The organism is Alteromonas macleodii ATCC 27126, assembly GCF_000172635.2.
Taxonomy (GTDB): Bacteria; Pseudomonadota; Gammaproteobacteria; order Enterobacterales; family Alteromonadaceae; genus Alteromonas; species Alteromonas macleodii.
On record NC_018632.1, the window covers coordinates 2,898,942 to 2,920,220 of the forward strand.

Here is a 21,279-nt window from a genome sequence, read left to right on the forward strand (position 1 = left end):
TTGTATACCGCTTTGTGACCAAATTAATATAAATGGCGCAGGTTTAACGAAATACCTGCGCCAGCGCGAGATCAGACCTGTTTTTCCAGGGCTTTAACACGGTCAAATAAACTACCAATTTTGGCAAGGCGAACCGTATTTTTGCGCCAGTCACGGTTGGTTTGTGCTGGCTGGCCAGAAGAATAAACACCCGGTTCAGTGATATCTTGTACAATCATGGTATAGCCAGTCACCTGAACATTATCGCAAATGCTAATGTGACCATTAATGCCCACTCCACCACCGATAATAACGTGCTTGCCGATATGACAGCTACCAGCAATTCCTGTAGCGCCGCAAATACAAGAGTGATCACCAATAATACAGTTGTGGCCAATTTGTACTTGGTTATCGATAATAACGTTAGTGCCTAAAATCGTATCTTCCATGGCGCCGCGGTCAATGCTGCTGCTTGCGCCAATCTGACTGTCGTCACCAATGCGAACCGACCCTGTTTGTGGAATAGGGATCCAAACGCCTTTATCATTTGCGTAACCAAAGCCTGCCGCACCAATAACTGTTTGGCTATGAATTGTCACGCGCTTACCAATTACTACGTCATGATAGATAGTTACGTTCGGGTGAATGGTGCAGCCTTCACCAATATGGGTACCTCTGCGAATAACCGTATTCGCGCCTACAGTAACTCTATCGCCTAAAACCACGTTCTCTTCAATGATTACATTGTGGCCTAGCGATACATCACTGCCGATGCGGGCAGATGGCGCAATAACCGCTGTCTCAGCAATACCTGTCGCTACCGCTGGGGTAGTATCAAACAACTGAGCGATAAGGGCGAACGCTGCATGAGGGTTTGCCACAACCAACGCAGGAACTGGGCTATCATCTTTTAAGTTTTTGTGCAGAATTACCGCACCAGCCTGAGTATCTTTTAACTGCGGCTTGTATTTAGGATTTGTTAGAAACGAAATTTGGTGCGATGCTGCACCGGATAACGTACCTACTGCAGAGATAGTAATGTTTCCATCGCCCTGCACTTCCCCACTTACATGTTTGGCAAGCTCTTCCAGACTGTATGTGCGTTTACTCATAGCGGTCATCATAATTACCTGTTCAGAGATATGAATAGTGTTGAGTCTATCGCTTTGGGTTCTTTATTGCTGTTTGCTAGCTCACCCTAAAGCCCATGTTTACTCATGCTTATAAAAACAAGTTTACCTTAAATCAACTCGCCAACCGATGCATAAATCGATCTTTTTGGCATGAGTGATTAAAATATCGCCAAGCACAAATACACTAAGCGTAAGTAACTGGCACAAACTACCCTGTTACGAGTAGAATAGACCCCAATCACTTTTTTATTTTTCACCGCTTATTCAGCGAGGATAGAGCATGGCGCAATACGTTTACAGTATGCATCGCGTGGGCAAAATCGTCCCACCTAATAGACACATTCTAAAAAATATCTCACTTAGCTTTTTCCCAGGCGCCAAAATTGGTGTGCTAGGTCTAAACGGTGCAGGTAAATCTACCTTACTTCGCATTATGGCCGGCGTAGATACCGACATCGAAGGTGAAGCGCGTCCTCAACCGGGCTTAAAAGTGGGCTACCTTCCACAAGAGCCTCAGCTTGATGAAACAAAAGATGTTCGCGGCAATATAGAAGAAGCCGTCGCCGACGTTAAACACGCATTAACTCGCCTAGATGAAGTATATGCAGCTTATGCAGAAGCAGACGCTGATTTTGACGCCCTTGCTAAAGAGCAGGGCGAGTTAGAAGCTATTATTCAAGCCAAAGATGGCCACAACTTAGAAAATGCATTAGAGCGTGCTGCTGATGCCCTTCGCCTTCCAGCGTGGGATGCGGACGTTAGCAAACTATCTGGTGGTGAACGCCGCCGTGTAGCGCTGTGCCGCCTACTTCTAGAAAAGCCTGAAATGTTGCTTCTAGACGAACCCACTAACCACTTAGACGCAGAATCAGTCGCATGGCTAGAGCGTTTCCTTCACGATTATGAAGGTACGGTAGTCGCTATTACCCACGATAGATACTTCCTTGATAACGTTGCAGGTTGGATTTTAGAACTTGACCGTGGTGAAGGTATTCCGTGGGAAGGTAACTACTCTTCTTGGTTGGAGCAAAAAGAAAACCGACTTGAGCAAGAAGAGCGTACCGAAACGGCGCGTATGAAGAGCATGAAACAGGAACTTGAGTGGGTACGCTCAAACCCGAAAGGTCGTCATGCTAAAAGTAAAGCTCGTATGGCCCGCTTTGAAGAACTATCTACCAGCGATTACCAAAAGCGTAATGAAACCAATGAGCTTTTCATTCCACCAGGTGAACGCTTAGGTGACAAGGTTATTGAAGTAAGCAACCTTAAAAAGTCGTATGGCGATCGCGTACTTATCGACGACTTAACGTTTAAAGTACCAAAGGGTGCCATTGTAGGTATCGTAGGCCCTAACGGCGCGGGTAAATCAACCTTGTTCAGAATGCTTACCGGTGCTGAGCAACCTGATTCAGGCACCATCGATTTAGGTGAAACCGTTCAAATTGCTGCGGTAGAACAGTTCCGCGACCACATGAACGAAAACAATACCGTGTGGAAAGAAATTTCTGACGAACAAGACATTATTCGCATTGGTAACTTTGAAATTAACAGCCGCGCCTACTGCAGCCGTTTTAACTTTAAAGGCACCGACCAGCAGAAGTTCATCAAAGACTTGTCAGGTGGTGAGCGTAACCGTGTTCACCTTGCGAAACTGCTTAAAGCAGGCGGTAACGTATTGCTACTGGATGAGCCAACCAACGACCTAGACGTAGAAACACTTCGCGCCTTGGAAAACGCGTTGTTGGAGTTCCCAGGCTGTGCCATGGTTATCTCGCACGACCGTTGGTTCCTAGACCGTGTAGCAACACACATTATGGATTACCGCGATGAAGGTAACATCAACTTCTTCGAAGGTAACTACTCAGACTACGAAAGCTGGTTGAAGCAAGAATTTGGACAAGATGTGGTTGAACCGCACCGCCTTAAATATAAGCGTATGTCTAAATAACACAAATTCAGAGATGTAAGATCTGTATCTCTGCTTTACGTCTAAAGCCGCTATCGCTGATAGCGGCTTTTTTATTTGTTCGCTTTTCATTGCGAACCCACGCAAATTAGCCAATACTAATACCAGTCCGCATAGGTCATTACCCACTCAGTGGGCAATTATCTACGCGGACTGATATAACAGCGTTAATGATAACTGGGTATTTGAAAAATGACGGATAAGCGCCAATTTCAACGGGTGTCACTGAATGTAAATGGCACACTGGCACACAATGACGTTAGTATTGATGTGGTAGTCAGCGACGTATCGCTTCAAGGCATTAAACTTCAAGCTACCGAAACGGCGTTGTCACACTTACCTTTTGACAGTCACGACCCTTACACTGCTACCTTCCAAGCAAATGAAGACAGTCCTGTAATAACCCTTTCTATTTCGCAGTTGTATCGTCATGCCGACAGTAGAAAAGAACGGGTTTCATTAGGCTGTAAAGTTGAGCGAATGGATGTAGACAGCATTAGCGCCCTTCGTCGTTTAATTACTTTAAACAGCGACGACGCCAGTATTGAAGAGAAAGACCTGAATGCATTAGTTGATGCGGTTTATCAGGCGCCACATTAACCTTTAAAAAACGCGTTTCACTCGTTTAATGCAGGAAAGGCCCATTTAATAGGCCTTTCAATTTAACAGGCACCGTCAACACTTTACTTAAATGTTGAGCCTTCCGCATTACTCAAGCGCGTCTAACGCCTCAGATAAGCGCGCTACCGGCACCACTTTCATACCATTAATGGCTTGCTTAGGCGCATTGGCTTTTGGCACGATCGCCCGCTTAAAACCATGTTTCGCCGCCTCGATAATGCGTTCCGTTCCGTTAGGAACCGGGCGAATCTCGCCGGCTAGCCCGACTTCGCCGAATACAATTAAATCTCTGGGCAGTGAGCGATTTCTAAAGCTTGAAATCATGGCCAATAATAAGGCTAAGTCTGCACTGGTCTCTGATACTCTTACACCGCCTACCACGTTGACAAAAACGTCTTGATCGTTCATTTGCACATTGCCATGGCGATGCAAAACCGCGAGCAGCATAGACAAACGGTTCTGATCCAACCCTACAGCGATTCGCCTTGGGTTCGACATCTGCGAATAGTCTACCAACGCCTGTATTTCTACAAGTAACGGGCGGGTGCCCTCCCAGATAACCATAACGCTAGACCCTGGCGTTTCATTGTCACCTCGACTTAAGAATATGGCCGATGGGTTGCTTACCTCTTTAAGGCCTTTTTCTGTCATGGCAAACACGCCGAGCTCATTTACCGCACCAAAGCGGTTTTTATGACTTCGAAGCGTACGGTAGCGACCATCACTTTCTCCTTCTAGCATCATAGAGCTGTCGATACAGTGCTCAAGAACTTTCGGACCCGCCAAGTTACCGTCTTTTGTTACATGGCCAACAATGAACATAGCAATATGATTTTGCTTGGCAAAGCGCGTTAAATACGCCGCGCTTTCTCGTACTTGCGACACACTGCCTGGCGCAGACTGAACGTCTGACACGTGCATCACCTGAATAGAGTCGATAACCATAATTTTAGGCTTTTTCGTAAGCGCTAAATCGCAGATAGTTTCCACGTTTGTTTCGGCTAACATCATAAGCTTGTCGTCAGGTAGATTTAAGCGCTTTGCTCGCATAGCGACTTGCTGAAGCGACTCTTCCCCCGTGACATAAAGCGCGGTTTCACTTTTTGCCATCTGACACATTACTTGAAGCAGAAGCGTACTCTTTCCCGCTCCTGGCGATCCACCAATTAACATAGCTGCCCCAGGGACTATTCCGCCCCCTAACACTCTATCTAGCTCTTTAAATGTTGACGAGAATCGCGGTAGTGATTCGAGATCTATTGCATTTAATGTCTCAATTTTGGCAGCGGTTTGCCCAGCATAGCCTGACGTGGTTTGGCGTGCGACACTTTTGGCACTTGCAACCACAAACTCACTTATCGTATTCCACGCTTTACACTCCGAACATTGACCTTGCCAGCGAGGGAACTCTGCACCGCAGTCAGAACACACATAAGCAGTTTTACGTTTTGCCATATTCCAGTTTTATCCATTGCTTAAAAAGAGTATTCTAACACTTAACAACGGTGAATTAAGCACAAACCTAAGGTCAGTTCTCCTCCAGTAAAACGGTACAAAAGTATAACGACTTTACGGGTTAATGAGTTTTGCTGATTTGCCGATAACAACTAAAATAATGATACTAAACAACAAAGTTGCGCATTCATGAGTCAAGATTTAAAGCAATATGCTGATATTATTGAACAGCTAAAGCCCATGGTTAATGAGCCTGAGTTTAACCAGGTATTGCTTCAAACTGCATCTGATGTGCCGAAAGAAAAGCGCTTCCTCATCAAAATGGAAGTGAAACGCCTAGCCAAACCCTGTATGCGCACCATAGACTTGCGTGGTCATGTTGACGGAAAGTGCAATAAATATGTACACGAAGGACGTAGCCACTACATGGATGACGTCGCTGTTGACAAGTTTGAAGAGCAGTTGAGGGTATTTGGCCGATATACTTACGGTGTTTACGAAGCGGTACAGAACACCGAAAACAACTTTCGCTTAATGCGCGAAAAAGAACTCGCACAAGAACGCGCTGATAAAGAAAATCCTGAACTCAAAAAGCGCTCAGCAGTATTGGAGCAGTTTAAAGTTCCTACCGTAAACCTGCTTGATTACAGACAGCGCAACACTGAACGCATGAACTTCGCTGTGGCGGTAGAATTATTTAATAGCGCCAATCAATCAATGCGCGGTTTGAGTGTTGATATATCTCTTGAAGGCTTACAGGTAAAACTCTCTAAAGACGCGTTTTTCAAAAAAGGAGAAACGCTGTTTATATTCTTTAGGGGCTTAGAGAATGAATTTGCCATGGACAAAAAGAATGGCATTGCATATAAGCTCGTAAAGATAATAACTAAAAACGATGTTAACTATCTTGCCTTGCAACGAGATAAAGAAAAGCCAAGCCCCGCATTCGACAAATTCTTAGAAAGCTTTATACACGGCAATAAACGCCGATATAAAGTTAATATGAGCAATACGATTGAGGCGATTACCAGTAAGATTTGTGAGCAGTACTTTTCGCCGCGTAGCCCCACGCTGCCGGTGTATATAGACGTCATTAATAAAACGCTGGTTCCCCGGTTTGCTATGGTTAACGAAGTGAACCGCGAAACCGTGCAGTATTGGCAAGACGAAGACGATAACTGTCGATTGAACTTCTTACTCACCCAGGAAAGGCTTATGCGCTTATTGCAGAAGTCAGAAGAAGTAAGAGAGATTTTCGTATTTAGTTTTACTCATTTGCAGAACGACAAGGTCTACTTTTACTCAGCCTCTTACGAGGAACTCTTGCAAAAAGACGTACTAACCCGAGTATTTTTAGGGTTTGGCTCTAAAAAAGCGAGTTGGCGTGTATTTAAAATAACCTTAACAGAGGTTGACCCTGAGCAGGCCCATATTCCGCTTTCCATTCCGGATTCTGTCGGTAATAAAGTTAAAAAACTGAACACTCCGCCATCGGCTCGACTAATGTCAAAGCTGAAAAACCTGCGATTCTTGGCACACGTAACCGATGTAACCTCAGTAACAGGGCAAGAGACCTACAACGAATTTAAGTTTAATCGAGAAAACCTCTCTCATCTGCGAAATTTTGGGCATCCGCGCAATCGCGCTCCTTCGAATGTTCAGGTTGTCAGGTTTAAATATGAAGAGCAACGCATAGAAAGTCGCTATCAGCTGAGAACCCAAATTGAAGCTCGCTTCAATAATGAAGAACTGGTGCACAAAGGGATCAGCGAAGATATTTCGGTGCATGGACTTGGACTTCGTATAGAGTTGAGCAAAGAATATAAAGGTAATTTAGAGGGCAAAGTAGAAGTCGCTTTCCCTCGTCTGCAAGAAATTGCCAGTTCCTTTGATGTCATGCATTTGCAATACGAAATCATTTATCACAACGTCGACAAGAACATTCTTCATTTAAAAACTATGCCGGGCGACGAAGGCAAAAGTGCTAGAAACTTCTTTGAAGAACTGATTAAAAAGAACAAAGGCAGCCTTAAAGTAGAGAACGACGAAGAAGAAGTACCAGGCATGGGACAGGCGCTTCGTTGTATTAATGCGCGAAACGCTACTTCCCTATCCTTCTTAATGAGTAAGGAAGGTGTTCGCTACACTCCACAGGCTTGTATTGTCGGAAAGCAGGACGAACGCATAACCACCCTAACCACGCAATACGCCGAACGTGGGCAAGTGAATTTAGAGTTTCTCTTTAGAGACAGAAAACAAGATATACCTTTTGTACAAAGTGGCATTAAGGCCGTTAAGCTTGAAAATATGCCGTTGCGACAGGAATTATTTATCTCATTCGATGCATCACAAAAAGAGCCGCGAATGGCGATCATTCCTCGCTATTCCGATAAATTCGAAAATAACGAGCAGCGCCGAGCGTTTATTAGAGAAGCTATGGTTCGCGGCCAGTTCGTAGCTATTCATGTCATGCTAACCACAACTGGCAAGCCAGACATGACCATGCTGCAAACGGAAATCAATTACGTCACCATGTACGCCATGCACCGGGCCCGTGAGCTAGAGAAGAAAATGTGGAGTATTGCAGCGTGTTCTCACCTGGTCGATGTCACAGATGAAGTGCTTATAAGATACGGCTTTACAGTAGAAGATATCACGGCTAATAAAACGTTAAAAAGTGCGGTTCAACCTAAAGCCATTGCGCGCAACGCGTAGTGAAATCGCAAAGCCTATCAATTTAAATGAGCCCGTAGGTTAAGACCCATCACGGGAGGATTTTAATCACAAGATTTTGAAAACTTGTGGCCGGTGAAAGGTAATCGATAAAGTGTGAAGCGCTAGTTTTATTGCCCCAAAACTAGCGCTTGTATTACAGACTCTCGTTAACTACTTGTCTAGAAAATACAGAAGGCTATGTAAACTGCCAATGCGGATTGCCACATCCGCCTTTTCATTAACCAGTGGCTTACCGTGACACGCCACGCCTAGCGCTGATTCAGCCATCATGACCAAATCGTTAGCCCCATCCCCCATAGCAACGGTTTGTTTGGCTGAAATTTGCCACTTCTCGGCAAGGGCGTTTACGGTTCGCGCCTTAACGTCTGCATTGACAATTTCACCCTCTACTTTTCCAGTCAGCTGCTCGTTTTTCACCGCAAGCGTGTTAGAAATGGCAAAATCGAGTCCAAGCCTTGCTTTTAGGTGGTCAGCGAAAAAGGTGAATCCACCTGAGGCGATCGCTAATTTCCAATTATGCTGTTTCAAGTGAGTAAGCAAGGCTTGAATGCCGGGCATGATAGGTATGCTGTCACGAATTTGATTAAGGTGACTAACTGGCACGCCTTCCAAGCAGGCCACTCTATGCGTTAAGCTATCATTAAACGCAATTTCTCCACGCATTGCCTTAGCGGTAACTTCTGCCACCTGCTCGCCAACACCCGCCAATTTAGCAATTTCATCGATACATTCAATCGCGATGACAGTGCTATCCATGTCCATGACCAGTAGTCCTGGCTCAGACAATGAGGGGCGAGAGCCCTGCAAACCAACATCAACATTATATGCCTTGGATACGTCGCCCAGCAGTGGCTTAATCTGCTCAAGTTCAGTGTATTGCAAAGCACCTCTAATTTCTATTACATCATCCCCCATTTGCTTGTGTAAATGATGGAAAGCAGCGCTAGAAGGAGTAAACACATCGTTGAGTTTAATTAAAACGCTGTGCAGTAGATAAGGTGTTACAGCTTGACCAATAACGGTTAACGTATGTGAATACGCACTGTCGTTGTGACTATTGCTAACTACATGAGACAAAAAAGAAGCTAAATGGATATCGTCATTATCGATATTATTAAGAAGAGTGTCTTTCATAACGCACACAGAAACTGCGGTGATTGGCAAATGGTGCTCTAATGCTAACCAATTAGGCTAACTAATAAAATATCTCCTTTTAAATTATTTCGAATTATCCTACTGTTAGGCAACCCTCGTGACTTTATGGAAAAGCGAATTGGTAGACGGGCTAAGCAAAGCAGCTTCACAAACAAAGAATGACTCGCATTCGTTGTACACAGTTCTAAAGCGATTGTTCCACACAATAGTAGTGAGTGCGGTGTTTGCTTTGATAGTGGTATTGCTTCTGTTATTCCAACAATACCAAAACGACTGGCTTACCGTGCAAACTCGCTTCTCTGGTGAGAGCATAGCAAGGCAGTATGCAAAACTGCTACAACCTGCCTTTATCGCTGACGCACTTTCGAATCAGGAAACTGAGAACAATGTAGATTCCGCGCTATCTGATACTCTCACTCAACGGGAGTATATTGAAAGTGTCGCCTCTATTTTGGTCGACGAGCCACACATTCTTGCCTTGTCTGTGTTTGATAAGGACGGGAGGTATATTGCTCCTTTGCCTCAAATTGCCAGTGTGGTGTCGATGAGTCAGTCGCAAAGTGTAACGCCGCTAACCTATGTTGGCGTTATCACTGACGATAATGAAAATTTACTAGGTTATGTGAATATTCACATGAACACGCAGGCTGTCCTCGAGAGTCCACTGACATTGCGTTACCAGCTTGCTCTTATTGCGTGTATTCTCGTCTTTTTAGCGCTCATGCTAGGTATTTACCTAACCCGGGCCTTTTATAAATCTCGCCCATGGTTTATTCAGGTAATCGAATCAAAAAGAAATAAAGAGAAGCGCTAGATAGCTAATTTGGAAGTCTATGCTTCACTTCCAGCATCAATATCAAATAGTCGAGTGTAGTTCGCTGTGGTGGTGGACACTATTTCTTTATGTGACATGCCATAGCGGTCGTTTATAACATCAACGACATCTGATAAATAACGAGGTTCGTTTGCTTCTCCTTGTCTACCGCACATGGGCATATCAGGGGCATCCGTTTCTAAAAGCAATTTATCAAAATGGTGTTCTAACAAAAACCCAAGAGTGTTTCGTGTTTTTTGAGCACGTTCATAGGTAATCGTACCGCCTATACCTAGGTAAAACCCTCTCTCAATATACCCTTTGGCCGCTTCAATACTTCCTGAAAAAGCATGCACAACGCCTATACCTTGGTATTTGGTTTGCTTCAATGCTTCAACTAGCAAGTGATGACTCTTTCTGTGATGTAAAATTACGGGTAACGATACTTTATCGGCAAGTTTCAAATGGTTATGTAGCGCTTCCTTTTGAAGCGCGAATGCCACGCTTATATGCCCATCGATACCTGTTTCCCCCACGGCTTTTACCGAAGGGTGCAAGTTAGCCGTAGCGTCTTCAAGTTGACGAAGACTCTCCTTGAGTGTTTGCTCTGGCTTTTCAAGCTCGCTGCCAGTCAAAAAATAAGGGTGAAGCCCGAGCGCAGTATCTATAGATAAAAGACTTTCGTAGCGTTCACTGAGCGCTTGTAACGTCTGCCAAGATTCGGGGTTAATGCTAGGCGCCATGATGCGGGTAAGCCCTGCGGCTTTGGCGCTTTCTAATGCAACTCTAAGATCTTTCTTTTGTGCAAGTAAGTCGAGATGGCAATGACTATCAATCACGGCTTAGATGCCTCCTTGTTACTTATCTCGCCGCACGCTATCTACAAGCTCAATAGTTAAGCGGGCTCACATTCTAGAGAAGTACTTTAGCTGGAACGAAAGGTGAACTTATTCCCTACGGCATTAGGCGCTGTGTTACCCACGCGCCATCTTCAGTTTTGTTGTATTCAAAGCGGTCATGTAGCCTATCTTCTCCACCTTGCCAAAACTCAATTTGATGAGGCACGATCCTGAAACCGCCCCAAAAGTCCGGCACGGGAAGCTCTTTGTTAGCAAACTTATCTTTTAACTGCTTAAACTGGGTCAGTAGAAGCTCCCTGCTGCCAATAGGTTTGCTTTGTTTTGACGCGTACGCTGCTAGCTGACTGTCTTTCGGTCGCGAAAAGAAATAAGCAGCATTCTCAGAAACAGAAAGCTTTTCAACGCTGCCACATACGCGAACCTGACGTTCCATAAAAAACCAGGGAAAGTGGCACGACACTTTAGGGTTTACCGCTAACTCTTGTGCCTTACGGCTGCCTAAGTTAGTGAAAAACACAAAGCCCTTTTCACTGACATCTTTTAACAAAACAATACGCTGAGAGGGTTGGCCGTTGGCATCGACGGTGGCAACCGTCATTGCAGTAGGATCAGGAATTCCGGCGTCTATGGCGTCTTTTAACCATTTATCGAACATGATAAATGGACTTGAAGTAATATCTGACTCACTCAAACTGCCCTTTGAGTACTGCCTGCGCATATCTGAAATTGCCATATACCGCTCCTAAAAAGAAGTTGTTGTGCCTGCTAGAGATGTTGAAACCGAGTAAATAAACCACCGTGTAAATGCTCACATAAGCGCATCTAACTGAGGTAGTTGTCCACAAGCCATCAGCTACACCACTTGGCGAAAATGCTGACTCACTCTATTTGCTAATATAACGCCAGTTACAGCTAACTAGCGTTATAAAGATAATATTAGCGTGAACTAGAAGTTACTGTCGTCTCCGTAACCTAGAGAGCGCAGAGCACGTTCATCGTCTGCCCAGCCTTGTTTCACTTTCACCCAAAGTTCTAGAAATACTTTGTTGTCGAACAAGTTTTCCATATCTTTACGCGCTTGCTCACCAATGGTTTTCAAATGCTTTCCCCCTTTGCCGATGATCATGCGTTTTTGGGTTTCACGCTCTACCAAAATCAGCCCGCTGATACGATAAACACCATTGTCTGCCATTTTGAATTGCTCAATTTCCACAGTAGTAGAGTAAGGCAATTCATCGCCGGTAAAGCGCATAAGCTTTTCGCGAATGATTTCAGCAGCCATAAAACGGCTTGAGCGGTCAGTAATGTAATCTTCTGGGAAGAAAAATTCACTTTTAGGTAGCGACTTGGCCACTAACTCTCTAATTTCGTCGACCATTCGGCCCTGTTTAGCACTGATAGGGATCATGTGCTCAAACGGGTGCTTTTCGCCAAGCTTTTTAAGGTGAACCATAAAGTTTTCTTTATCTTCAACCTTATCCATCTTGTTTACGATGAGATAGCAAGGAAGGTTTGCTTGTTTAACCTTACTTAATACCATTTCATCTTCGGCGTTGAATCGATCGCCTTCAACAACGAATAGCACAAGGCCAACTTCAGCCAAAGAGCTTGATGCCGCGCGGTTCATGTAGCGATTGATCGCGCGCTTTTCGTCTTGGTGAAGCCCTGGAGTATCAACGTAAATAGCTTGATAGTCACCATCGGTGTCTATACCAAGAATGCGGTGGCGAGTAGTTTGCGGCTTACGCGACGTAATGCTTACTTTTTGACCTAGCAAGCGATTGAGCAAGGTCGATTTACCCACATTAGGGCGACCTACTATGGCAACTAGGCCACAGCGAGTTTGAATATCAGGCATTTCTGGCAAATTCGATTCATCATGCGTTGTCATCAAGCTTCTCCAATGTTAAACGAGCAGCTTCTTGTTCTGCTTTTCGGCGACTATTGCCAGACGCCACTACCGCTTCTGGTAGACTTTCTACCTGACAGCTAACTTCAAAAGTCTGAGCATGATCTTTCCCTGAAATAGACAGCACTTCATAGGTTGGTAGCGCTTGTTTACGACCTTGTAAAAACTCCTGAAGACGAGTTTTGCTGTCTTTAGGGTGAGCATTAGGGTCTAGTTTGTTAATGCGGGTTTCCCATAAACGGTCTATAACGCCTCGTACCTCGTCCATACCGGAATCGAGATAAATAGCCCCTAAAATAGCTTCAACTGCATCGGCTAAAATCGAACTTCTACGATGACCACCGCTTTTGAGCTCACCGGGCCCTAAGTTAAGTAGTTCACCCACACTGGCTTCCTTTGCAAGTTCTGCCAGTGTGTCTCCTTTAACCAAAGTAGAGCGCATTCGTGTGAGTTTGCCTTCTGGCACAGTTGGGAATCGCTTAAACAGCGTTTCCCCAACAATCATGCCTAAAATAGCGTCACCCAGAAATTCTAGTCGCTCGTTGTGCTGTTTAGCCGCACTGCGATGAGTAAGCGCTTGTTCCAATAGAGCTTCATTGGTAAATGTGTAGCCTATCGCCTTGTACAGACGACGATATTTATCAATTCCCTGCATTAATGAATGCCACCTGCTCGCTCAAATCGAACACCTGTTGGTACCCAAGTTGGAAGGAAGTCTGACGGACTGCGCTCAAATTCAAATGAAATCCAGATCGCCACCGCTTTTCCAACCAAGTTTGCATCTGGCACAAAACCCCAGAAACGGCTGTCGCGGCTGTTGTCACGGTTATCGCCTAGCACGAAATACTGACCTTCTGGCACAATCCACTCATTGCTGCGTGTGCCAGGCTGGGTATAAAAATTAACCGGCGAAATCTCGCGTACTGGGTGGCGCAAAATGTCATGCTCTACTGTGCCTAAATCTTCGGTGTAACGCATAAGCTGCGCCATGTCCTGTACGAACTCACCACGCTCTTGGAACGTCAGCGGTACGGCTTTCAATTTAGGACAGTTGTTGCCAGTCTCACACTTCGGTTTGATATAAACCTGTTTATTTTGATAAACCACGGTATCGCCCGGTAAACCGATCACGCGCTTAATGTAGTCAATTGAAGGCTCTTCAGGGTACTTGAAAACCACCACATCGCCACGCTCTGGAACGCCAGTTTCAATAAGCTTACTTCTGAAAACTGGGTCTTTCACGCCATAGGCAAACTTTTCAACCAAAATGAAGTCACCCACTAACAGGGTGGGCATCATTGAGCCTGAAGGAATTTGAAATGGTTCATATAAAAACGAACGCAATACCAATACGAAAGCAATAACAGGAAAAATCTGTTGCGAAGTATCAACAAGGTACGGCAGTTGAGGATCTTCTCCATAGCCCGCTCCTTCTGCGGTTGCCGCAGCCTGTAAACGTGCTTTTCGCTTTGGTGCAAACACTAGGCTATCCACTAGCCAGATTAATCCTGTTATTAAGGTGAGTGCCACCAAAATTAAGGAGAAGTAATTCGCCATTATTTGCCCACCTTCAATACTGCAAGGAACGCATCTTGTGGCAATTCAACATTACCCACTTGCTTCATTCGCTTTTTACCTTCTTTCTGCTTTTGAAGTAGTTTCTTCTTACGGCTTACGTCACCGCCGTAACACTTCGCGATTACGTTTTTACGTAGCTGTTTAACTGTACTTCTTGCAACAATATGGTTACCGATAGCCGCCTGAATAGCGATATCGAACATTTGTCGTGGAATAAGCTCGCGAAGCTTTTCGACCAGCTCACGACCACGGCCTTGAGAGTTTTCTCTATGTGTAATTACTGCTAACGCGTCTACACGTTCACCGTTAATAAGAATATCAACACGCACCATGTCTGATGTCTGGAAACGCTTAAAGTTGTAATCAAGCGATGCAAAACCACGGCTCGTAGATTTCAAACGGTCGAAGAAATCGAGCACCACTTCTGCCATTGGCAGTTCATAAGTTACCGCCACTTGCTTACCGTGGTATGTCATGTTGGTTTGCATACCGCGCTTTTCAACGCAAAGTGTAATTACGTTGCCTAGATACTCTTGTGGCACAAGAATATTGGCTTCAACCATAGGCTCACGAATTTCAGCGATATCATTTACCGGAGGCAATTTAGCTGGGCTATCTACGGTAAGGGTTTCGCCCTTGGTCGTTTCTACTTCGTATATTACGGTAGGCGCAGTAGTGATAAGACCCAAGTCATATTCACGCTCTAAACGCTCTTGAATGATTTCCATGTGCAGCATGCCAAGGAAACCAATACGGAATCCAAAACCTAGCGCTGCAGAGCTTTCTGGCTCATAGAACAGTGAAGCGTCGTTCAGGCTTAATTTCGCAAGGGCATCACGGAAATCTTCATAATCGTCTGAGCTTATTGGGAAAATACCGGCATAAACCTGAGGTTTAACCTTTTTAAAGCCCGGCAGCATTGCATCAGCTGGCTCGCGAGCCAAGGTAATGGTGTCGCCCACAGGCGCGCCTTGGATATCTTTAATCCCTGCAATGATAAAGCCTACTTCACCGGCTCTTAATGTGCCTGTATCGAGTGGCTTAGGCGTAAATACACCAATTTTGTCAACCTGATGCGTTTGACCGTTTGACATAATTTGAATTTTGTCTTTCTTGGTCAACTGGCCTTCGACAATACGTACCAGTGAAACAACGCCTTGGTAGTTGTCGAACCAAGAATCGATGATCAGCGCCTTAAGTGGCGCTTCGCGGTCACCTTCTGGCGGCGGAATTTTATTTACAATGACTTCAAGTACATCTTCAATACCGATACCGGTTTTTGCTGAGCAGCGCACAGCGTCCAGCGCATCGATACCAACAATATCTTCAATTTCTTCTGCAACGCGGTCTGGTTCAGCCTGAGGCAGGTCGATTTTATTTAGTACAGGCACCACTTCCATATCCATCTCGATGGCGGTATAGCAGTTTGCCAATGTCTGTGCTTCTACGCCCTGACCTGCATCAACAACCAAAAGCGCACCTTCACAGGCAGCAAGAGAACGAGATACTTCATAGGTAAAGTCAACGTGCCCTGGAGTGTCGATGAAGTTAAGCTGATAAGTTTCACCGTCGCGCGCTTCGTAGTTCAGCGTTACGCTTTGCGCTTTGATAGTAATACCGCGCTCTTTTTCCAGGTCCATTGAGTCGAGAACCTGTTCAGCCATTTCACGGTCTGTTAGCCCTCCACAATGCTGGATTAGACGGTCTGACAGCGTAGACTTACCGTGGTCAATGTGGGCGATAATACTGAAGTTACGAATGTGCGATTGTTGCATAATGCTGGAAATTACCTGCAGAAAAATTCATTAAACAAAAAATGCTGCTTGCCTTGCTTAAAGGGTTATACGCAGCGCGTGCGGATTTTACCCATTTCTTGCGCGAAAAGCGAATTGGCGTGGTGGAAAATTTATTACTTTCAAGAAACATAACGAATGGAAGTGGCAACCTGACGTGACTTCCTCGGCCTATCTCAAAACTTGGCTACATTGATGAGCGTGAGTTAACACTATAATCTCGTATAAATTGGCCTCGTATGGAGCAGTCCCGTATTAAACCATTGAGCAGCGTAAAGCCCTTCAAAAAATCAATGTTCTATTGCACTGTGATCTTGTTGACCCAATAGGACAGGTTGATATTTCGTACGTTCTACACGACGCAACTTGTAAGCAATTAGCTTATAGGCAAAGAAGGTTACTAACCCACTTGGCAGCATGGCCCATAACTCGTGAGTAAATCCGTTACTACTAAGTAATGATATCGACACCGAATATGCCCCGATAAACGCTATGAGCGGTAGCAAATACAACCAAGCCGATGCACTTAAAACACCTGCTTCCGGTATGCCTACAGTCACTTCTTGGCCAACCCGCACAGGCATGGGAGTGCGCAGCGTCAACTGCTGCGTTTTCGGTGCAAGCGCACGAGAAATAACGCCGGTACCACAATCACTTTGTGCTTGGCATGCGTTACAGGTCGATTTAATCGCTGCTTCTACGGTGACCGTATCCCCATTAACGGCAACTACGGTGGCGGTTTCTCTTATCATTGTTACTCAATTGCGCGGTTATTCACTTACACTGCTGACGGGGCGTAAAGACGTAGCAATAGCGTTAGCGGTTTGCAAAGGTATTTCTCCCACCACTGTCACCTGGGCTTTGCCGTCTGTCAACGTTAAGAACGTACTCACTTCATTGCGCAGCGCCAGCGTTTCACCTAACGCATCTTCCGCAGGCTGAACATACACAGATACGTCAACCAATCCATCTGAAAAGAGTTTATATTCTACAATTTGCCCTGTTAAGGCCAATCGTCTTGTATCTTGCTTTATTTCTCGCATGCCAGCCGGCAAATAAGTGACATCCCATTTGTGTGCACGATTTGGCGTGTTGCTCAGCGCCATGGGCGCGGGTAACGACGCAGAATTAATTCGTGAGAAATAATCAGCAGGCTCTGGCGATATCGCAAAGGCCGTGACCTGAATCTGCTCTAATAGCGCCCCTTGCAAATCAAGCATGTTCAGTTTGAGCAACATACCAGACGACTCATCCAGCCACAGTTGATAACCAAATCGCGTGTTATCTCGGCTGACTATTCGAATTTGTTGCGCTGAACGTCCTGCCACCCGCGCTCTTCCCACAGCGACGAACTCATAGGCTTCGGCAAGCTGTTCAGGATGATACAATAATACACTTGGTATTGGACCGTTGATATGCTTTGAACGCAAGCTATAGGGTTGTACATCTGGCTCAAATACACTCACCACATCGTTCACACGAATAAGCTCGCGGCCTGGTCCATTTTGAAGATTTAACTGCTCTAATTCAGAACCATCTTCCATTATCCCGTGGCGCCATAAATATGGAACGGTTTCCTTTCCTGCAATAGTTTGCACAAAAGACACTTGGAAATTGGCATTGGTTATAATGTTTTGAAGTTCAGCTAGCCACTGATTGGCCGATTGAGGCTCTCGTGTGCGAGAAGCAGATGCATTTTGCTCGCTTCGACTTTGTTCAAGTTGCTCTTGAATCACGTCTTCTCGCACTGCTTCTTCTTGATCAGCTTCATCTAGTCGGCCAGCTCTCGTGTTTGATTCTGAGTTAGCGTCTAATTCAACGTCGCCGTCATTCACGTTTTGGACTGGGGCAATAGGAGCTTTCGTTTCTTCGCTCAGCGAAGTAGTTTGGGCAATAGTGGGCTGAATAGCCGCGCCCGAAATGAAAAAAAGTGCAAGGATAGAACTACAGCGCATTTTTTCCTGCCTTAAAACAAACATACCAGCAGTATATGCTGGTATGATTAAAATATGAAATGTATGTCAGTCGCAATTTACTTGCGAAAGCACATTCCAACTAATGTTGACTGGCTGCGATAACTTATGGGCGCTCTGGTCCACTTGTTTCGCTTTCACCTTCGTCCTCTTGCGCTTGCTTAAGCTTTATTTGCTGCTCATGATCAGCAATCAATGCATTAATTTTGCGCTTCTTCTCAAGCATTTCATTCATGTCGTTACGTGGTAACGTTCTGGTTTGTTCCAAACTCACTGGAGACAATCCACCTTGAGGAGCAATCGTTGGCGCTGTCATAAATGGCTCGGTAGGCGCTTCTTGATTAGTGTATTGAACACCAAAGATAACTGCCACTGCCACCGACGCAGCTACTGCAAACTGGCCTGACTGCTTCGCAAAAGGAACAACATTGCCAATCAATGGTACCGACTGCCAGCGCGAGCGTTTAGGTGCGACTATAGCTGGCTCGTTTTCAAGCGCAGCTGCTACGCTTGCGGTGATGTCCAACTGTGGAGCAACACTTGCTTCTTTTCGCATTGCACCGCGATACACATGGTAACGTTGCCATTTGGCCTGAAGCGCTTCATCTTGCTTAATCGCATCGATGATGTCATTGCCTTCTATCTCACCATCCATGAATGCGGACAATTTTTCTTGCTGTTGCGTCATATATTCATTTCCAGATCAAAGTGATCGTTAACTACCCTAACACAGCTGTTAGTCATCGTGGAAAAAAGAAAGTTCATCTTTTTTTGATTTTATTTCTTTTTAATTTTCTAACAACGGTTGAATAACTTTATCAATCGCCTCGCGAGCCCTAAAAATACGGGATCTCACCGTACCCACAGGACACGACATTACGTTCGCGATTTCTTCATAGCTCAACCCTTCAATTTCACGCAGCGTTATCGCCATACGTAAATCGTCCGGCAGCTTCTCAACTACCTTAAACAGGGTTTCTTCAATTTCCTCAGATAACAGGCTTCGCTCGGGTGTAGATTGCTCTTTTAATGCATCACTACCCTCATAGAAATCTGCTTCGTCAGCATCGACATCGCTTGCAGGCGGCTTGCGACCTTGAGATACAAGATAGTTCTTGGCACTGTTTACCGCAATCCGATAAAGCCAAGTATAAAATGCACTGTCGCCACGAAAATTAGGTAAGGCACGGTATGCTTTGATAAACGCTTCTTGCGTTACATCAGCAACGTCACCGGTATTTTTCACATAGCGAGAAACGAGATGCATCACTTTATGTTGGTAACGAGTTACCAACAAATTGAACGCATTTTTATCGCCACGCTGTACTTTTTCGACCAGTTGTTGGTCGGTTATCTGCTCGCTCATTCGAGCCATTACTCCCTACTTCAACTACACAATAGCTCTAACAAGCATGTGTATAGACGCGTTCTTTTTACAAAAGTTCTGTAAAAGCATTAAATATTTTAAAAAATGCTTAGGCCAGGGGGCAAGAATGATTGTGTTTTGCTACTCATCCTTTAGACTTGCCGAACCTTTGCTCGTTTGAATTGATATAAAAATACATGAAATCTGTATCGTCTTCACTAACTTCCACATCAAATGCAATAGAACACCGTTGTGACGTATTGATTATTGGGAGTGGCGCGGCAGGATTGAGCTTAGCGCTTAAGCTTGCCGACCATTGTCAGGTTATTGTACTTAGTAAAAGTGACCGCAATGAAGGCTCTACCCGCTATGCACAAGGTGGTATTGCCGCAGTATTCGATGAACAAGACTCCATAGACGCACACGTAAAAGACACGCTTGCTGCAGGTGCTGGGCTTTGCGAAGAGCCAGCCGTAAGATTTACTGCAGAACGAGCAAAGGCGTCACTTGAGTGGCTTATCAGTTACGGTGTACCGTTTGATACAGAAAAAAGTGAATCTGGTGAGGAGCGCTTTCACCTTACCCGTGAGGGCGGACACAGCCACCGGCGAATTCTTCACGCTGCAGATGCCACAGGCGAAGCGCTTCAAATTACATTAAACGACGCGGTATCGACCCATCCAAACATTCACATATTTGAGCGCTATAACGCCATTGATCTCATTCCTTCAAAGGAAGAAAAGAACAGCGTGGTGGGTGCTTATGTTTGGAATAGACAACAAGAGCACGTTGAAGTAATTCGCGCCCCTTTCGTTGCGCTAGCGACTGGCGGTGGTAGCAAGGTATACCAGTATACATCGAACCCCGATGTGTCGAGCGGTGACGGCATTGCCATGGCATGGCGAGCGGGTTGTCGCGTGGCCAATATGGAATTCAATCAATTTCATCCGACTTGCTTATTCCACCCGCAGGCACGTAACTTTTTGATTACAGAAGCGCTGCGCGGCGAAGGCGCAAACCTCTGCCACGCCGACGGTACCCGCTTTATGCACAAATTTGATGAGCGTGGCGATCTTGCGCCGCGCGACGTAGTCGCTCGCGCAATCGACTATGAAATGAAGCGATTGGGCGCTGACTGCATGTATTTGGATATCAGTCATAAGCCGGCTGACTTTATCGTTAAGCACTTCCCTAATATATATCGAAAGTGCCGCTCGCTTGGTATCGATATAACCCGTGAACCTATCCCAGTTGTGCCCGCTGCGCACTACAGCTGCGGCGGAGTGATGACCGACTTTAATGCCAAAACCGACTTGAATAATGTATACGCAATCGGTGAAGTGGCCTACACAGGCCTGCATGGCGCCAACCGCATGGCATCTAACTCTTTACTTGAATGTGTGGTTTTTGCCAGCGCTGCAGCAGAAGATATTATTAAAAATCTTCCCAGTGCAGACTGTGAAGAGTCTATTGCGCCTTGGGATGAGAGCCAAGTGTCTAACTCTGACGAAGAAGTCATCATTCAACATAACTGGCACGAACTTAGGCTGTTTATGTGGGATTACGTAGGTATTGTACGCACGGATAAGCGCCTTGAACGGGCCATGCGTCGCATAAAGCTATTAGAGCAAGAGATTACTGAGTATTACTCACACTTCAGGGTAAGTAACAACCTGCTAGAGCTTCGAAACCTTGTTACGGTTGCAGAACTCATTGTGCGATGCGCGATGGAGCGAAAGGAAAGCAGAGGGTTACACTTTAATTTGGACTACCCTGAACAGTTAGACAACCCCGCTCCTACAATACTTATTCCCAGAAAACAGCTGTCAGGCGCCGACGTTGGCTCGCTAATTACTCAAGACAGCTTCGCCGATGCCGACTAGTGCATAAAGTAAGATTTGTATCAGTCTAAAGAAGGCGCTAATGTTAATGCGCCTTTTT

Annotated in this window: 18 protein-coding genes; 5 read left to right on the top strand and 13 right to left on the bottom strand. The window is 45.3% G+C overall.

Annotation, left to right across the window (positions count from 1 at the left end; all coding sequences use genetic code 11):
• Nucleotides 1-71: 71 nt before the first annotated feature.
• A complete protein-coding gene (gene lpxD / locus MASE_RS12415) occupies nt 72-1,100 on the bottom strand; it encodes a UDP-3-O-(3-hydroxymyristoyl)glucosamine N-acyltransferase (protein WP_014950093.1) in 1,029 nt (342 codons plus the stop codon).
• A 292-nt stretch (nt 1,101-1,392) separates the two neighbouring features.
• On the opposite strand from lpxD, the gene ettA reads away from it, so the two are divergent.
• Both ettA and MASE_RS12425 read left to right on the top strand, forming a co-directional pair.
• Nucleotides 1,393-3,060 (top strand): energy-dependent translational throttle protein EttA, encoded by a 1,668-nt coding sequence (gene ettA / locus MASE_RS12420; protein WP_014950094.1) that lies wholly within the window; start codon nt 1,393-1,395, stop codon nt 3,058-3,060.
• Between the two features lie 210 nt (nt 3,061-3,270).
• Nucleotides 3,271-3,678 (top strand): PilZ domain-containing protein, encoded by a 408-nt coding sequence (locus MASE_RS12425; RefSeq protein ID WP_014950095.1) that lies wholly within the window; start codon nt 3,271-3,273, stop codon nt 3,676-3,678.
• A gap of 108 nt (nt 3,679-3,786) precedes the next feature.
• On the opposite strand, the gene radA is transcribed toward MASE_RS12425, so the two are convergent.
• Nucleotides 3,787-5,154 (bottom strand): DNA repair protein RadA, encoded by a 1,368-nt coding sequence (radA, locus tag MASE_RS12430; protein ID WP_014950096.1) that lies wholly within the window; start codon nt 5,152-5,154, stop codon nt 3,787-3,789.
• A gap of 189 nt (nt 5,155-5,343) precedes the next feature.
• Here radA and MASE_RS12435 point away from each other — a divergent pair, with 189 nt between their 5' ends.
• Nucleotides 5,344-7,869, top strand: a complete 2,526-nt coding sequence (locus MASE_RS12435; RefSeq protein WP_014950097.1) for a PilZ domain-containing protein — start codon at nt 5,344-5,346, stop codon at nt 7,867-7,869.
• A 171-nt stretch (nt 7,870-8,040) separates the two neighbouring features.
• On the opposite strand, the gene serB is transcribed toward MASE_RS12435, so the two are convergent.
• Nucleotides 8,041-9,024: a phosphoserine phosphatase SerB gene (gene serB / locus MASE_RS12440; RefSeq protein WP_014950098.1), complete on the bottom strand. Its 984-nt coding sequence runs from the start codon at nt 9,022-9,024 to the stop codon at nt 8,041-8,043.
• Nucleotides 9,025-9,142: 118 nt separating this feature from the next.
• Here serB and MASE_RS12445 point away from each other — a divergent pair, with 118 nt between their 5' ends.
• Nucleotides 9,143-9,859: a hypothetical protein gene (locus MASE_RS12445; RefSeq protein WP_014950099.1), complete on the top strand. Its 717-nt coding sequence runs from the start codon at nt 9,143-9,145 to the stop codon at nt 9,857-9,859.
• A 17-nt stretch (nt 9,860-9,876) separates the two neighbouring features.
• On the opposite strand, the gene MASE_RS12450 is transcribed toward MASE_RS12445, so the two are convergent.
• The 10 genes from MASE_RS12450 to rpoE all read right to left on the bottom strand — a co-directional run bounded on the left by MASE_RS12450 (nt 9,877) and on the right by rpoE (nt 19,338).
• A complete protein-coding gene (locus MASE_RS12450) occupies nt 9,877-10,698 on the bottom strand; it encodes a TatD family hydrolase (RefSeq protein ID WP_014950100.1) in 822 nt (273 codons plus the stop codon).
• 115 nt (nt 10,699-10,813) lie between these two features.
• The gene (gene pdxH, locus MASE_RS12455; RefSeq protein ID WP_014950101.1) at nt 10,814-11,452 is read right to left on the bottom strand and encodes a pyridoxamine 5'-phosphate oxidase; all 639 of its coding nucleotides are present in this window, start codon (nt 11,450-11,452) and stop codon (nt 10,814-10,816) included.
• Between the two features lie 213 nt (nt 11,453-11,665).
• Nucleotides 11,666-12,577 (bottom strand): GTPase Era, encoded by a 912-nt coding sequence (gene era, locus MASE_RS12460; RefSeq protein ID WP_014950102.1) that lies wholly within the window; start codon nt 12,575-12,577, stop codon nt 11,666-11,668.
• A gap of 19 nt (nt 12,578-12,596) precedes the next feature.
• Entirely contained in the window at nt 12,597-13,283 is a 687-nt protein-coding gene (gene rnc, locus MASE_RS12465; protein ID WP_014950103.1) for a ribonuclease III, read from the bottom strand.
• On the bottom strand, nt 13,283-14,185 hold the full coding sequence (gene lepB / locus MASE_RS12470; protein ID WP_014950104.1) for a signal peptidase I: 903 nt from the start codon (nt 14,183-14,185) through the stop codon (nt 13,283-13,285). Before lepB ends, rnc begins: the two co-directional genes overlap by 1 nt.
• Nucleotides 14,185-15,981 (bottom strand): translation elongation factor 4, encoded by a 1,797-nt coding sequence (gene lepA, locus MASE_RS12475; protein ID WP_014950105.1) that lies wholly within the window; start codon nt 15,979-15,981, stop codon nt 14,185-14,187. The genes lepB and lepA overlap by 1 nt, the downstream gene beginning before the upstream one ends.
• Before the next feature lie 308 nt (nt 15,982-16,289).
• Nucleotides 16,290-16,751: a SoxR reducing system RseC family protein gene (locus MASE_RS12480; protein ID WP_014950106.1), complete on the bottom strand. Its 462-nt coding sequence runs from the start codon at nt 16,749-16,751 to the stop codon at nt 16,290-16,292.
• An 18-nt stretch (nt 16,752-16,769) separates the two neighbouring features.
• The gene (locus tag MASE_RS12485; protein ID WP_014950107.1) at nt 16,770-17,954 is read right to left on the bottom strand and encodes a MucB/RseB C-terminal domain-containing protein; all 1,185 of its coding nucleotides are present in this window, start codon (nt 17,952-17,954) and stop codon (nt 16,770-16,772) included.
• Nucleotides 17,955-18,078: 124 nt separating this feature from the next.
• The gene (locus MASE_RS12490; RefSeq protein WP_014950108.1) at nt 18,079-18,660 is read right to left on the bottom strand and encodes a sigma-E factor negative regulatory protein; all 582 of its coding nucleotides are present in this window, start codon (nt 18,658-18,660) and stop codon (nt 18,079-18,081) included.
• Between the two features lie 99 nt (nt 18,661-18,759).
• On the bottom strand, nt 18,760-19,338 hold the full coding sequence (gene rpoE / locus MASE_RS12495) for an RNA polymerase sigma factor RpoE (protein WP_012518957.1): 579 nt from the start codon (nt 19,336-19,338) through the stop codon (nt 18,760-18,762).
• Between the two features lie 197 nt (nt 19,339-19,535).
• Between rpoE and nadB the strand changes: the two genes are divergently transcribed.
• Nucleotides 19,536-21,221 (top strand): L-aspartate oxidase, encoded by a 1,686-nt coding sequence (gene nadB, locus MASE_RS12500; RefSeq protein WP_051129059.1) that lies wholly within the window; start codon nt 19,536-19,538, stop codon nt 21,219-21,221.
• Nucleotides 21,222-21,279: the final 58 nt, after the last annotated feature.